At 70.9% G+C, this 14288-nt stretch carries 14 protein-coding genes; 3 read left to right on the top strand and 11 right to left on the bottom strand.

Features of this window, described 5'->3' with window-relative positions; translation table 11 throughout:
- Genes C4U03_RS10670 through C4U03_RS10660 form a run of 3 tightly spaced genes read right to left on the bottom strand, consistent with a single transcriptional unit; the run spans position 1 to position 2533 of the window.
- Positions 1-828 (bottom strand): enoyl-CoA hydratase-related protein, encoded by an 828-nt coding sequence (locus C4U03_RS10670; protein WP_103937574.1) that lies wholly within the window; start codon positions 826-828, stop codon positions 1-3.
- The gene (locus tag C4U03_RS10665) at positions 825-1568 is read right to left on the bottom strand and encodes an SDR family NAD(P)-dependent oxidoreductase (protein ID WP_103937573.1); all 744 of its coding nucleotides are present in this window, start codon (positions 1566-1568) and stop codon (positions 825-827) included. The genes C4U03_RS10670 and C4U03_RS10665 overlap by 4 nt, the downstream gene beginning before the upstream one ends.
- On the bottom strand, positions 1565-2533 hold the full coding sequence (locus tag C4U03_RS10660; protein WP_103937572.1) for an amidohydrolase family protein: 969 nt from the start codon (positions 2531-2533) through the stop codon (positions 1565-1567). The genes C4U03_RS10665 and C4U03_RS10660 overlap by 4 nt, the downstream gene beginning before the upstream one ends.
- A gap of 86 nt (positions 2534-2619) precedes the next feature.
- On the opposite strand from C4U03_RS10660, the gene C4U03_RS10655 reads away from it, so the two are divergent.
- Positions 2620-3273 (top strand): TetR/AcrR family transcriptional regulator, encoded by a 654-nt coding sequence (locus C4U03_RS10655; protein ID WP_146087320.1) that lies wholly within the window; start codon positions 2620-2622, stop codon positions 3271-3273.
- Between the two features lie 86 nt (positions 3274-3359).
- Here the strand turns inward: C4U03_RS10655 and C4U03_RS10650 are convergent, their stop codons facing one another.
- From C4U03_RS10650 to C4U03_RS10625, 7 genes are all read right to left on the bottom strand, one after another.
- The gene (locus tag C4U03_RS10650; RefSeq protein WP_103937570.1) at positions 3360-5021 is read right to left on the bottom strand and encodes an AMP-binding protein; all 1662 of its coding nucleotides are present in this window, start codon (positions 5019-5021) and stop codon (positions 3360-3362) included.
- A gap of 1 nt (position 5022) precedes the next feature.
- Complete coding sequence (locus tag C4U03_RS10645; RefSeq protein ID WP_103937569.1) at positions 5023-5781, bottom strand: ABC transporter ATP-binding protein; 759 nt, start codon at positions 5779-5781, stop codon at positions 5023-5025.
- Entirely contained in the window at positions 5778-7592 is a 1815-nt protein-coding gene (locus C4U03_RS10640) for a branched-chain amino acid ABC transporter ATP-binding protein/permease (RefSeq protein WP_103937568.1), read from the bottom strand. The genes C4U03_RS10645 and C4U03_RS10640 overlap by 4 nt, the downstream gene beginning before the upstream one ends.
- Positions 7585-8460 carry a branched-chain amino acid ABC transporter permease gene (locus C4U03_RS10635; RefSeq protein ID WP_103937567.1) on the bottom strand — a complete coding sequence of 292 codons (876 nt, stop codon included), beginning with the start codon at positions 8458-8460 and terminating at the stop codon, positions 7585-7587. The genes C4U03_RS10640 and C4U03_RS10635 overlap by 8 nt, the downstream gene beginning before the upstream one ends.
- 7 nt (positions 8461-8467) lie before the next feature.
- Positions 8468-9706 (bottom strand): ABC transporter substrate-binding protein, encoded by a 1239-nt coding sequence (locus C4U03_RS10630; RefSeq protein WP_146087319.1) that lies wholly within the window; start codon positions 9704-9706, stop codon positions 8468-8470.
- Positions 9707-10210: 504 nt separating this feature from the next.
- A complete protein-coding gene (locus tag C4U03_RS40355) occupies positions 10211-10369 on the bottom strand; it encodes a hypothetical protein (protein ID WP_160146946.1) in 159 nt (52 codons plus the stop codon).
- Positions 10370-10608: 239 nt separating this feature from the next.
- Positions 10609-11736: a leucine-rich repeat domain-containing protein gene (locus C4U03_RS10625; RefSeq protein WP_146087318.1), complete on the bottom strand. Its 1128-nt coding sequence runs from the start codon at positions 11734-11736 to the stop codon at positions 10609-10611.
- A 346-nt stretch (positions 11737-12082) separates the two neighbouring features.
- Here C4U03_RS10625 and C4U03_RS10620 point away from each other — a divergent pair, with 346 nt between their 5' ends.
- On the top strand, positions 12083-12427 hold the full coding sequence (locus tag C4U03_RS10620) for a hypothetical protein (protein WP_146087317.1): 345 nt from the start codon (positions 12083-12085) through the stop codon (positions 12425-12427).
- The gene (locus tag C4U03_RS10615) at positions 12405-12908 is read left to right on the top strand and encodes an acyl-CoA thioesterase (protein WP_103937563.1); all 504 of its coding nucleotides are present in this window, start codon (positions 12405-12407) and stop codon (positions 12906-12908) included. The genes C4U03_RS10620 and C4U03_RS10615 overlap by 23 nt, the downstream gene beginning before the upstream one ends.
- Before the next feature lie 499 nt (positions 12909-13407).
- Here C4U03_RS10615 and C4U03_RS10605 read toward each other — a convergent pair whose 3' ends face one another.
- Positions 13408-13947 carry a hypothetical protein gene (locus tag C4U03_RS10605; protein WP_103937561.1) on the bottom strand — a complete coding sequence of 180 codons (540 nt, stop codon included), beginning with the start codon at positions 13945-13947 and terminating at the stop codon, positions 13408-13410.
- Positions 13948-14288: the final 341 nt, after the last annotated feature.

The raw sequence follows: 14288 nt of genomic DNA, 5'->3' as shown, positions 1-14288 counted from the left end.
TCAACGACCGGTGAACTCGGGGCTGCGCTTCTCGACGAACGCACGCGCCCCTTCGACCGCGTCATGGACTTCTCTGTTGTTGCGGATGTGGAAGCCGTTCTGGATGCGCAGCGCCTGTTCCAGCGGCTGCCCGTACACCCGTTCGCGCAGTTGCTTGTAGAGCCCGATCGCGCGGGTCGGGCCGGCCGCGAGGCGACGCGCTTCGGCGAGCACCACGTCCTGGAGCTCTCCGAACGGGACGACGCGGGTGTAGATGCCCAGGCGCTCGGCGTCGGCGGCGTCGAGCAGCCCGCCGGACAGGTAGATCTCGGTCGCCTTCGCGGTTCCGACGATGCGGGGCAGCATGACGGCGGTGCCGGTCTGCGCCACGTTCACCAGGCAGCTTCCGATCCGCGCCGTGTCCGAGGCGATCCGCAGGTCGGCGGCGCAGGCCAGCTCGGTGCCCGCGCCGGCCGCGGGGCCGTTGACCGCTGCGATGACCGGCTGCGGCGATGTGACGATCGCCTCGACGATCCGCAGGTACACCGGGTCGGCGGTGTCACCGAGCACCGGCGAGTGCCTGCGGTCCCCGGCGAGGTGCTCGTCCACCGCGCCGAGGTCGTCCCCGCCGCAGAAGGCGCTGCCCGCTCCGGTCAGCACCACGACCCTGGCCTGCGGATCGGTCTCGGCGTGTTCCAGCGCGCGCAGCAGCTCCTCGCCCAGCGCGCGATCGAGCGCGTTCCGCCGGGCCGGACGGTTCATGGTCAGCCACAGCACCCCCGGCGCCGGCCGGGACACCAGCAAGGTCTCCGTACCGCCGGACGCCGTGCTCTCCTGATCGCGCCTCACGCTCTGACCATCCCTCCGTCGACGAACAATGCCTGGCCGGTGACGTAACCGGCGCTTGTTCCCAGCAGCCACACGATCGCGGCGGCGACCTCCTCCGGATGGCCGCACCGGCCGAGCGGCAGCCGCGCGGCGACCTTCTCCGCCAGCCCGCGAAGCCCGCTCGCGTCGAGCATCGGAGTGTCGATGAAGCCGGGGCACACGGCGTTCGCCCGGACGCCGAGCGGTCCCAGCTCGACGGCGAGCGAGCGGGTCAGGCTCAGCAGCCCGCCCTTGCTCGCGTCGTAGGCGGCCTGCCCGGCGAACCCGGTCACCGCGATCGAGCAGACGTTGACGATGGCGGCGCCCGGCTGTCCGGCGAGGGCCGGGGCCGCCGCGCGGGCCAGCCGGAACGGCGCCGAAAGGTTGATCTCCAGCACGCGCGTCCAGTCGGCGGTGCCGTGCTCGGCCAGCGCCGCGCGATGCTCGACCCCCGCGTTGTTGACGAGTCCGTCAAGGCCGCCGAGCCGGTCGATCGCCCGGTCGACGATGCGCTGCGGCGCACCGCTCTCGGTCAGGTCGAGCGGCATCGTGTGCAGCCGGCCGTCCTCCGGCCGGCCGCCGATCCGCCGCTCCAGCAGGCGGCAGCCGGACTCGTCGACATCGGTCGCCAGCACCCGCGCGCCCTGGAGGAGCAGTTCGGCGACGAGTGAGGTGCCGATGCCTCCCGCGGCTCCGGTGACCAGTATCCGGCGGCCGTTCATGCCGCCGCTCCCGGCCGGACCCGGTTCAGCAGCCGCTCGGCGTTGTCGTGCAGCCAGGCTCGGACGACGTCGTCCGGCAGACCGAGCCGGGTGACCTCGGCGGCGAGTGCGGCGGGAGGGCGCGCCTGCGTCCAGCTGGTCGACCCGAAGAGGACCCGGGTCCGGACGGACGCGGTGCCCAGGGCGAGCAGCGCCTCCCACCCCGATCCGCGGTCCCCCATCCTGGCCGGACGGTGCGAGGAGAACTCCAGGTAGACGTTGGTGTGCCGCTGCACCACGGCCAGCATCTCGGTGACCCAGGGCCATCCCCCGTGGCCGGCGACCAGGACGAGATCGGGGTGCGCGCCGGCGATCCGGTCCAGCACCCGCGGTGCGGAGACGTCGATCGCGACGTCCGAGCGGAAGTGCTGCCCGCAGTGCAGCCACACCGGGACACCGCGGTCGGCGGCGAACCGCCAGAACCCCTCGTACTCGGGTCCGGACGGGTCGACGCCGTCGAGGAACGGGATGACCGACAGGCCGGTCGCGCCGAGTTCGTCGAGCGCGCGACGGGCCTCGGTGATCGCGGCCCGCGGATCGGTGAGGCCGACGCCGGCCCAGGCGCTGAGGCGGTCCGGGTGCCGGGCGGCGTAGGCGGCGACCCGGTCGTTGACGGTGCCGTCTCCGATGGTCCACGGCCCGCCGTGCAGGACCTGGTGACGGACCCCGGTCTCGGCCAGCGCGGCGACGTGGTGGTCGATGTCGAACCCGCGCCCGAGGACGGCGGCCAGCCGATCCGCCGTGCCGGCCGGGTCGCGGGCCGCCTCCGCCGCGACGTCGCCGGGGGCGCGGCCGGTGAGGGTGGCCAGGCGTCCGGCGAACAGGACGAGATAGCGTGGCGCGACGGTGGCCAGCGCCCCCAGATAGGCCGTCCAGCACTCGGTGTCGTAGGCGACCTCACAGACGTCGATCACCGGTTCACTCATCACTCCCCCCTCTGTATACAAACGTTTGTTTACCAGATTCTGCCATGACAGGTCAATGAACGTTCATATGGTGATAGCGTCAAGGGGTGGCTACGACACACTCCCGGACGACCGCCGGCGACCCACCGGCCACGGCCTCGATGAGCCGGCGGATCCTCGACGAGGCGGCGCGCCTGTTCTACGAGGACGGGTTCCCCGCCACCAGCGTCCGCAAGATCACCGCCGCGTGCGGGGTCACCGCGGGCTCGCTCTACAACCACTACCAGTCCAAAGAGGAAGTGCTCTACGCGATCCTCAAGCGGGCGCACGAGGACTCCGAGCGCCTGCTGGAGGAAGGGCTGCTGCGCGGCGGCGACCGGGCCGACCGGCAGCTGGCCGAGCTGGTGCGGGAGCTCACGCTCTTCCACACCGAACGGCGCATCGAGGGCCTGGTCGCCCGGACCGAATGGCGTCACCTCCCGCCCGAGCAGGCCAAGGAGGTGCTGGACGCCCAGCGGCGCGTCCGCCGGATCTTCGAACGCACCCTGGAACGGGGCCTGGCCGCCGGCCGGTTCCGCCTGAGCGATCCGCGTTCGTCGCGCCCGGCCCCGGTGGACGTGGTCGCCAAGGCCATCCTCGACATGTGCATCAACGCCGGACAGTGGTTCCGGCCGGAGGGCACGGTGTCGGCCCGGGAACTCGCCGACCAGTACGCCTTCCTGGCCCTGCAGCTCGTCGGCGCCGGTCCCCCGGACGCCTGACGGCACCCGCCGCCCCGGCCCCGGTCCGCGAAGACGTCCGCGGCACCCGCCGGCGCCGGGGCCGGCGGGTGCCGCGGACGAGCGGCTCAGCGTGCGGCGGGCGTCTCGCCGATGCGGTCCCGCCGGACGACCACGCCCAGCCGCTCGCGATCGGCCGTGTCCACCGTCACGCCCTCCGAACGCAGCCGATGCTTCTCGACCTTGTTCGTCGGGGTGTGCGGGAGCGCGTCGACCACGCGCACGTAGCGGGGCACCATGAAATGCGCCATGCGCGGGATCAGGAAACGAAGCAGCTCGGCCGGGTCGATCGTCGCGCCCTCCACGGGCGCGACCACGGCGAGCACGTCGTCCTCGCCGTAGGGGCTCGGCACGGCGACCACCGCGGCCTCCCGGACCGACGGATGCGCCAGCAGTTCCGCCTCCACCTCGGCCGAGGAGATGTTCTCGCCCCGGCGCCGGATCGTGTCGCCCATCCGGTCCACGAAGAAGAACTCGCCGTCCACCGTGCGGAAGGCGTCCCCGGTGTGGAACCAGCCGTTGCGCCAGGCCCGTGCCGTCGCCTCGGGCATCCCGAGGTAACCGGAGTTCATCGCCCACGGCTGGTCGGTGCGCAGCACCAGCTCCCCGACCTCCCCGTCGGGCAGCACCCGGTCGTGCCGGTCCACGATCCGGGCCTCGACGCCGGGACGCAGCCGCCCGGACGTGCCCGGGACGCCGGGGTCGGGCCCGGAGATGATCGGGATCGAGACCTCCGTCATGTTGAACATGGCCACCACGTCGACGCCGAAGCGCTCGGCGAACGCCACGCTGTCCTCGATCAGCGGGATCATGAAGACGTGCCGCAGTGGGTGGGCACGGTCGTGGTGGGACGCGGGGCGCTTGCTCAGGAACGTCGCCATCACGCCGAGCAGCGTGACGTGCGTGGTACCCGTCGCGCGGACGGCCGGCCAGAACGACTCGGTGTCGAACGCGCTGACGAGACTGATCCCGCCGCCGAGCAGCAGCGCGGCGTACGTGCCGATCGTGCCGCCCGCGTGGAACAGCGGAAGGTTCACCATGTAGCGGTCGGCCTCCCCGAAGCAGCCGCCGAACGCGGCCCGCGCGCACGCCGCGAGCTGGACGTACGAGCACAGGACGCCCTTCGACGGCCCGGTCGTCCCCGACGTCAGGATCACCGCGTACGGGTCCCACGGCCGGGGCGGCGCCTCCGGGCGGAATCCCGGGGCCGGCGTGGCCAGCACCTCCGGCCCCAGCACCTGCGGCCCTGGCGCCTCCTGCCCCGGCGCGGCGACCCGGCGACCCGGCCGGGTACCGCCCTCGCCGAGCACCACCACCCGTTCCAGCGCGCCGGTGTCGATGTCGTCCAGGCGCCCGGCCAGCTCGGCGTGTACGACCGCCACCCGCGCCCCGGACAGCCGGATCGCGTGTTCGAGCAGCCCACCGCGATAGGCGGTGTTGAGCGGGACGAGGGTGCCGCCGAGCAGGTTCACGCCGAACCAGGCGCGTAGTGCGTCGGGTCCGTTCGGCAGCCAGGAGACGACCATGTCACCCGGCCGCACCCCCAGGCCGTGCAGCCCGGCGGCGACCCGCTCGGCCTCGGCCAGGGTCTCGGCGTACGTCCACCGCGTCCCGTCCTCGAAGACCGCGTACACCCGGTCCGGATGCTCGGCGGCACGGCGGGCGAGCAGCTCCCCGACCACGCAGTCCTCGGCCTCGGGCACCGCCGGGCCCCACCACTCATCGCTCATGTCACTCCTTGATCCGCTGGTCACCGGCCGCGGCCGCGCCCAGGTAGGCGACCCGCAGCGCGGGGTCCTTCGCCAGCTCGGCGGCGGACCCGGCCGCCTCCACCCGGCCGTGCCGCAGCACCAGTCCCCGGTCCGCGAGCGCCAGCGCCTGGCCGACGCGCTGCTCGACCAGGATCACGGTCAGGCCGTGCGTCCGCAGCCGGTCCACCACCGCGAACACCCGCTGGATGACCACGGGCGCCAGGCCGATGGAGGGTTCGTCCAGCAGCAGCACCCGGGGTTCACGCATCAGCGCCTGGCCGATGGCGAGCATCTGCTGCTCCCCACCGCTGAGCACCTCCGCGTAGGCGTCCATTCGCTCGCCCAGCACCGGGAACAGGTCGACGACCCGTTCCGTCCGCTCCCGCTCGACCCGGCGCCGGTTCGGGGCGTTCCAGAGCCCGAGCCGCAGATGCTCGGCCACCGTGAGCCCCGTGAACAGGCGCCTGCCCTCGGGAATGTGGACCAGGCCGTGCGCCACGATCCGCTCGGGGCTCCACCCGGTGATGTCGGTTCCCGCGAGCCGCACCGACCCGGACGTGGGGCGCAGCAGCCCCGAGACGGTGCTGAGCAGGGTGGTCTTCCCGGCTCCGTTACCGCCGACCACCGCGAAGATCTCGCCCGTCCGGACCGTGAAGTCCACCGAGTGGATCACCGGCACCGCGCCGTAGCCGGAGCTCAGCCCGGACACGGCGATCAGTTCCTCGTCCTGAGCTGTCATGCGGGTGCCCCCAAGTACACTTCGACGACCCGTGCGTCGCCGAGGGCGTCCTGCGGCGACCCCGACGTCACGAGCCGGCCCCGGTCCAGGACGGTCACCACGTCGGCGACGCTCGCGACGAGTTCGATGTGGTGCTCCACCAGGACCACGGTGGTGCCGGCGTCGCGGATCGCGCGGATCAGGCGTCCCAGCGACTCCAGTTCCCGCGGGGTGAGCCCGGCCGCCGGCTCGTCCATCAGCAGCAGACGTGGACGCGTCATCAGTGCCCGCGCCACCTCCAGCAGTCGCTGCTCGCCGTGCGGCAGCGCGGCGGCCTCCTCGTCCGCCCGTTCGGCCAGTCCGAGGTCGGCCAGGAGCCGGTCGGCCTCCTCCGTCAGTTCGGCCCGCTCGCGGCGGGCCCACGGCAGCCGCAGGACGGTCGCCGTCCCGCCCGTCCGCTCCCGCGCGTAGGCGCCGAGCAGGACGTTGTCCCGCAGGCTCGACGCGCCGAGCAGCCGCGGCGTCTGGAAGACGCGCGCCACACCGTGCCGGGCGAGCCGCTCGGCGGTGGCCCGGCTGACGTCCTCGGTGCCGAGGAGGACCCGCCCTCCGTCCTGCCGCAGCAGGCGGCTGATCACGTTGAGCAGGGTCGTCTTCCCCGACCCGTTGGGCCCGACGATCGCGTGGACCGTGCCGGGTTCGATGGTGAGGTCGACTCCCTGCAGGGCGTGCACCCCGCCGAACGACTTGCGGACGCCGACCAGCTCGACGCCGAGCGGCTCCCCTCGCGGCGGCCCGACCTCGACCGGGACGTCCGTGCCGGAGGCATCGGAGACGTCGGAGGTGCCGTAGGCATCGGAAGGCGTGCCGGAGGCCCGGCGGCGCGCCCGCAGCCGCTCCCATTCCCCGGCGATGCCCTGCGGCGCGTACACCATCAGTACCAGCAGCGCCGCGCCGTAGATGAGTCCGCGCCATTCCGCCAGGCCGGTCAACAGCTCGGGGAGGGCGAAGAACAGCAGGGTGCCGATGATCGGGCCCACCAGCCGCGCCGCGCCGCCGATGATGACCACCAGCAGGAACAGGATCGAGAAGTCGAGGGTGAAGTCGTCCGGGGTGACCAGCCCGTGGTGGACGGCCAGCAGCGCCCCGCCCAGTCCGGCGGTGGCGCCGCCGCAGGCGAACGCGAACAGCTTCATCCGCGCGGGCGCGACGCCGACGCTTCGCGCCATCTCCGGCGCGTCCCGGACGGCCATCATGCCGCGGCCCAGGCGGGAGTCGACGGTGGTGCGGACCATGGCGAACAGTACGACATTGACGGCCAGGACCAGCCAGAAGACGCCCCGTTCCCCCAGTTCCCACGGGCCGAGCACCGGCCGCGGGATGCCGATCAGTCCCGACCAGCCGCCGGTCAGCCCCTCGAACTCGACCAGGAGGCTGCGCGCCGCCATCGCCGCGCCGAGCGTGACCAGGGCGATGTACCAGGACGACAGCCGGAAGGCCGGCAGGGCCATCAGGGTTCCCGCTCCCACGGCGACCAGCACCGCCACCGGGGCCGCCGCCCAGAACGTCCAGTCGTGGTCGGCCATGAGGATGCCGGTGGTGTAGGCGCCGACGGCGACCAGTGCGCCCTGCCCGAGCGAGACCTGGCCGGTGTAGCCGAACATGAGGTTCAGCCCCGTCCCGACCAGCACGTAGATCCCGGCCGTGGTCGCCAGATAGGTGATCGTCGGGTCGCCGCTCAGCAGCGGCAGCGCGGCCGCGGCCGCCACGAGGACCAGCCACGGGGCCGCGCGCCGCGCGGCGCCGGACCGTGTCCCGCGAGCTTCAGACATGACGTTGCACCGCCAGACCGCGCAGGCCGTTGGGCCGGATCAGCAGGATGAGCAGCATGGCCGCGAACAGGACGACGGACTGGGACCCGGGCGAGGCGAAGACGGCGCCCGCGGCCTCGATGACGCCGAGCACCCAGCCCGCCACCAGCACGCCGCGGTTGTCGCCGATCCCGCCGACCGCGAGGGCGGCGAAGCCCTTGATCAGCAGACCCAGGCCCATCGTCACCGAGGCCAGCAGCAGCGGCGCCGCCAGCACCCCGGTGAGCCCCGCGAGCGCGCCGCCGAGCAGGAAGGAACGGCGGGTCAGCGCCGCCGGGTCGATGCCGCGCAGCCGGGCGCCGTCGCGGTCGGCGGCCACCGCCCGCAACGCGGTGCCGAGCCGGGAACGATCCAGGACGTCGAGCAGGGCCACCACGGCCACGGCGATGACCACCACCGCGACCTGGTAGCTGGAGAAGCGGACCCCCAGCACCTCCTCGACCCGCATGGACAGCGGCCACGGTGGCGCGACGGTGCTCGGCTGGTCCGTCCACAGCCGCCCGGCGGCCTCCGCGAGCAGCAGCGAGAACGCCAGCGTGGTGATCACCCAGCCGACGGCGTGGGACGACCTGCGCAGCACCGGGGTCACGGCGACCCGTTCCTCGGCCAGCGTCACGATCGCGACGACCGCCATCACGCAGGCGGCGGCGATCCCCCAGGGAAGCCCGCCGATCGGGGTGGCCGCCATCAGCATCGCACCGATCATGATGAGCTCGCCCTGGGCGAAGTTCACCACGTTCGTCGGCCGGTGCAGGATGTTGAAGCCCACCGCGACGAGGCCGTAGAGGCTGCCGAAGACGAGGCCGGCGACCAGGATGTCGGCGATCATCGGCCGGTCACATCCCGTCCGCGCGCCGTCGCAGGACCCCGCCCAGGCTCTGCGGCTCCTTCGCCGACACGAGGGTGCCGACCGTGATGTCCTCGGCGGCGATTCCCGAGTGCCGCTTGGCGGTGAACGACACCTTCGCGCGAACGCCCTGGTAGTCCTCGACCTTGTCGAGCGCGGCCTTGAGCTTCGCCGGTTCGAGGCTCTTGGTCTCCTCGATCACCTTGGCCATCAGCAGCATGTAGTCGTAGTAGGGGCTGGTCACCGCCGAGTAGCCCAGCCCGGCGGTGTCCGGATGCTTGTTGATCCGCTCGACCAGCCCGTGCACCGCGGCGGAGGGCTCCTCCGCGTCGGTGTAGGTGAGCCCTCGGTAGGTGGTGCCGAAGAACCCGTCGAGCAGCGCACGGGGGAACTCCCCGAGCGCCTCGATGTAGTTGAGGTCGTGCGAGACGATCACCGGGTGGAAGTCGCTCGCCGCCATCGCCCGCAGGATCAGGATGGTCGCCTGCGGCTGGCCGGTGAACAGGCCGAGGCCGTCCACGCCGGCCCGTTCCAGGTTGCGGACGAACGGCGTCATGTCGGAGGCGTCCACCTCGAACACCTCGACCGCGACCGGCTTCGCGGAGTAGGTGTCGCGCAGGATCCGGACGACCGCGTCCCTGATCGACGTGCCGAACTCCGAGTTCTCGACGATGATGCCGATCTTGCGGAGCCCGCGGACCTCGTGCAGGAAACGCGCCGCCACCTCGGCCTGCTGGGTGGTGTTGTAGACGAGCTGGTAATGGTACGGAAAGCGGTCACCGTCCCCGAGCAGTTCCGCGCCGCCCCAGCACGACTGGATCAGCTTCGCCCGGGCCAGGGCCGTCACCGACGCCAGGACCTGTGAGCTCCCGGTCGGCCCGACCACGAACGTCGGCTCTTCCCGGATCAGCCGCTGCGCCACGGCCGGCTGAGCGGCCGGGCTCCCCTTGTCGTCCTCTTCCATGAGCTGCACGGCCTGCCCGAGCAGCCCGCCGCCCGCCTTCAGGTCCTCCAGGGCGAGCCTCGCACCGACATAGATCGGCTTGTAGGCGGCGGCGAGCCGGCCGGTCTTCGGCTCCACCCATCCGATACGGGCCGTCGCCTTCCCGCCGCCTCCCGAGCTTCCGCACGCCGCCGTCCCCAGGCCGAGCATGCCGAGCGCGGCGACGGACGTGGTGCCCGTCAGGAACCCTCGCCGGGACATCCCGTTCGTCCGGTATGTGCTCAAGGCCGCCTCCTCACGCTGGTGTATGAACGTTTGTATACCTGCCTCCAATGCACGTCAAGAGACATGGCAGGTTCCAGCGGAAAGACGAGTCGGTCCGAGCGCCGCGCGTACGTGAGGGCGAGGGCCGCTCGGAGCGCGGCCCGGCCCCGCCCGGCCCCGCCCGGCCCGGCTCGGCGATGAGCGATGTCTCGCGCTTGTGCCGAGCCTCCCAAGCCGGTCAGGCGTTCAGGCGGGGTCAAGCGGTCGGCACGAACGGGAGCGTGCCGGTCACGGTGATGAAGGCCGGGGTTCCTGGTCCGTACGCCCAGCGAGACGTCCCGGTTGCACATGCTGAACCGCGTGCCCTATGCCACGGCCCCGTCCAACGGGTACATGATCACTGGGACGATCGGGCGCGGGTCGGTGGGGCGAGACACCCCTCGGACACCCATATCAGCCCTGGCCACAGGGCCGAGACTGATGCTGGGGTGCAACGCAGGATGCGACCGGGTATCGAGTGGAGTATCAGGCGAACAGCGAGGCGACGAGCGGGTTGCGGTCGTCGGCACGGGTGAAGACGGCCACATCGGATCCGCTCTCGTCCCGGAACTCCGCGCGGCAGGCAGGGAACTTCGTCCAAGTGCTCGCCGCGCCGTCCCGTCCCTGGCCGATGCCAGGCCGCACGCGGCCTGGCGGCATTTCAAGCGGCCTGGCGGGCAACGTGGCGAGTTCTCCGGAGAGGTGGCGAGCACGTGCGCAGACGTCTTGTCTCAGCGAGAGTGCTGCCGGCCCGAGGCCATGACCCGGGCAACATCAGATTGAGTTCACTCCACCTTCATCTGCCCTGGTGGCAGAGGGCGAGAATGGCCTGATGACGGTGGTCGTGCGGCCGCCTGGCCGCCTGCCGTGCGGTGGCGGTCGCCTCAGAGGTCTTTCAAGATCTCTGGCGACCATTTTTCCATCCATTTCAAACAGTCCTTGCATGCACATCGCGCCCCTACCCGGGATCGCTGCTTCCCCCGGACGACCCTGGTGCGAGGAGCAAGGTCGTTCAGCCAGTCCGGCAGTTCGCGGAGAGCGTTGTGGGAAAGGTCGATGTTCTTGAGCGAGGTGAGCTTCCGCAAGGACTCCGGAAGCAAGGTGAGCGCGTTGCCGCGCAGTGAGAGATATCTGATCGAACTGAGCTCGCCCAGCGATTCCGGTATCTCGGTGAGGAGGTTGTGACCTGCGTAGAGGGTGTCAAGACGGATGAGTCGCCCCAACGACTCCGGCAGTGAGGTGAGCGAATTGCCGTCAAGGTGAAGAGCATGGAGGGAGGACAGGTCTCCCAACGACTCCGGCAACTCGGTGAGAGCGTTTCCCGTCAGATTGAGGGTGGTGAGCGAACCGAGCCCTCCAATTGATTCCGGCAATCGGGTCAGGGCGTTTCCGGCCAGTCTGAGCGTGCCGAGCGAGGACAGCCCTCCCAGCGATTCCGGCAGCTCGGTGAGAGCGTTTCTCTCCAGTCCCAGGTCTTTGAGGGCCACCAGGCCGCCCAGTGAGCCCGGAATCGAGACAAGGGCGTTGTCCGTCAGGTCGAGATACTGGAGGGAGGTGAGGCTCCCCAGCGACTCCGGCAGTTCGGTGAAGGCGTTGGCCCTGGCGTTGAGCGAGGTCAGCCAGGTCATCTGCCCCAAGAACTCCGGCAGCTCGGCAAGGCCGGTGTCCTGTAGCCAGAGGCTGCGGAGAGAGGTGAGGTCCACCAGCCATTCCGGCAGCGTTTTGAGCTCGTTCGCCGGCAGGTCCAAACGGGCCAGCCCGGGAAGGTCCCGCAGACACTCCGGCAATGCGGTGAAATTGTTCCACCGCAGGTCGAGACGAGTGAGGGCACTCAGCTCGCCCAGCCAGCCCGGCAAATCGGTGAGGGCGTTACCGCTCACGTCGAGATGTTCGATCCAGGTGAGGCCACGCAGAGAGTCGGGCAGGCGGGAGAGCCTGAGATAGGACAAGTCCACCTCGCGGGCGCCCTCGTGCATCGCCTTGCCAATGCGCTCCTCGACCTCCGAAGTCACCAAACCCCCGCAAATTCAGCATTCGGACATGAGTTGCAATATGATAACACAATGGCGATTGGGTTTTTCGTCCTCAGTGAACCCGCCCATACAGCGCGACAGGACAGCGCACCCGTGGCCCGAGCGCCCCGGTGAGCATGCGCAGCCCGGACCGGGCGCCGTCGCACGCGGTCACCGTACCGAGCACCACCACGTCGATCCACCGCCCGGCGATCATCGGCAGTCATCCCGTGCCCTGGAGAAGGCCCGTCGCGGCCTGGACACGGCGGGCGGAGAGCTCCGTCGTCCCATCGCCCGGTGACGACCTCATAGGTGAGCGATCGGTACCGATTGCTAACCTATGAGCATGGAGTTGCCATCGTCGTCGCGGATGGACCAGGTGGCCGCAGCGCTACGCCAGATCAGCGAGGGGTTCGCGGCACTGGCCGACGCGATCTCGGCCGACCCCGCCGAGGTCCCCGCCGAGAGCCGGTATCGCTCGCTCATCTCCGAATGGGGAGCGCGGGGGCTGACCAGGTCCGAGGCGAGCGCCCTGTTCCGCAAGCACGGCTTCTCCCCCCAGGTGGCGGGCGGCTGGGCACGTGGCGACTGGCTGGAGATCCGCGACGACGGGCTCCGCTACCTCACAGACCGTTCCTTCCACTGGTTGGCCGAGCAGGGAGCATCCGATGACCCGCAACCCCACGACTGAGCCGTTCAGCGTCCGGCTGGAGGTGCGCAGCTACGAGATCGACCCCCAGCTTCATCTCAACGGCGGCTTCTACGTCCAGTACGCCGACCACTCCCGCTTCGCCTGCGTCCAGGCCGCCGGGATCTCCATCGAAGACCTGCTGGGCAGCGGCATCGGCCCCGTCAACCTGGAGACCGTCATCAGATACCGCAGCGAACTACGCGGCGGCGACCAGGTCGATGTGTCCTGCGACTGGGAATGGGGCACCGGCAAGACCTACCGGGTGCACCACGTCCTGCGGCACCTGGACGGCACCGTGGCCGCCGAGGTCGACCACGTGAGCGGCCTGCTCGACCTCAAGACACGCCGCCTGATCACCGACCCCGACCACGAATGGCGGACCCGGGCCGACAGACCCGAGCTTCTGGGCCTCGGACCTCACGACCCGCACAACGAGGGGTCCGTACGGTCAACGGCGCCTCTCTGTGACAAGCCGCGGTGAGCAGAGAGGTATCCGTCGGCTGGACAGGGGCACGGATCGGCTGGCGCCGACCACGGGGAAATGAGGCTGGGCGTCCCGGCCGGCCGGTGGGTCTGCGATGCCGATGAGCTTGTTGGACAGGACGGTCGACGACGACGCGGTGGCTCGCACGCTTCCGGCGCTTCGCGCCACCGGGTACCGGGTGCAGGAGGAGCTCTGGGTCGACCGCAGCCCGTGCTGCCCGCCCAACCCGTGCATCGCCGACTCAAGGACCAATGCCCAACCCCCGGCCTCACCAGCGCAGCAGGCACCGGTGACCTCGGTACGAGCCGATCCATTCGCGGCCGACAGCGGCCACTTCGGACTCTCTACGTAGGGCCGGTTACGGCGTCGCTCTGCGTATGCACCGGCTGCTCCGCGTTGTGGCCGGTCTCCGCCTCACGGTCCGGCAGTACCGGCGGCGGACGAAGGGGCGTTCGGTTTGCGCGCATCTGATCGCGCTGAGGCGAAGGGCCATCGGCTAGCCGTCCTCGTCCTTGACCTCCAGCGCTCCTCGCGCCAGACCGATGAACGTGACGTAGGCCTCCCGGAAATCCCGGTAGGCGGCGTCATAGGCGTCCCGCCGCCCGGGACCGCCGTCACCGATGAGCGCCTGGAGCAGCACCTGCACGCGCCGCGCCATATTCCGCAGGTGATCCGCCGCAGCGGAGACCTCGTCAGGGCCGTCGAGCCGGACCTCGTGCATCGCCCTGTTCATGTCCCCGATGGCCGGGCCGATGCGCTCGTACATCTGCGACAGGAGCCGGTCCTTGCCCTCACGGTCGTGCGTCGCATCGACGTCATCGATCTGCCACGTGATCGCGCTGAACGCGTGCGCGCAGCTCATCATCTCCCGATAGGAGGATCGCCGCCGCTCGCGCTGCTCGCGAAGGGCCTGAGCCCGTGTGGTCGTTCGGGCCTGGGCCAGCGCCGCGCGCAAGGTCGCCCGCGAGGTGAGGTAGCCGGCTCCCAGTGCGGTCAGCGCGGTGAGGACGCCGACCCACAGTCCGCTGTTCGCCATGGCCGAAGAGTCTGTCAGCCGGGGTGCCGTCGAGACAGCCCGCGAGTCGATCACCGACCGTGGCCGGTGACGGCCGGATGGCTCCCCGCCCTCCAGCCGTGCAGCTTTCCGAACGGGGCGGGCGCTGTGCCGCATACTCCTGATTCTCGCGAAGGTCGGTGGTCGTTTCCCTGTACTGCAGTTGGCCTCGCTGGGAGCAAGGAGCGCGGGACGGCCAGGACGACGCAGTTACACCTCTACACGGTGCATGAAGGTCTGCTGGACGAGTGGGCCAGCAAGTGGCGGAGGCCGTTCGTTCAGGACTGTCCGGTTCCGGGGTAACCGGAACCGGACAGTCCCGC

Source organism: Thermomonospora echinospora (assembly GCF_900108175.1).
GTDB classification, from domain to species: Bacteria; Actinomycetota; Actinomycetes; order Streptosporangiales; family Streptosporangiaceae; genus Thermomonospora; species Thermomonospora echinospora.
Note: the sequence above shows the minus strand (reverse complement) of the source record. Positions and strands in the feature narration are given on the sequence as shown.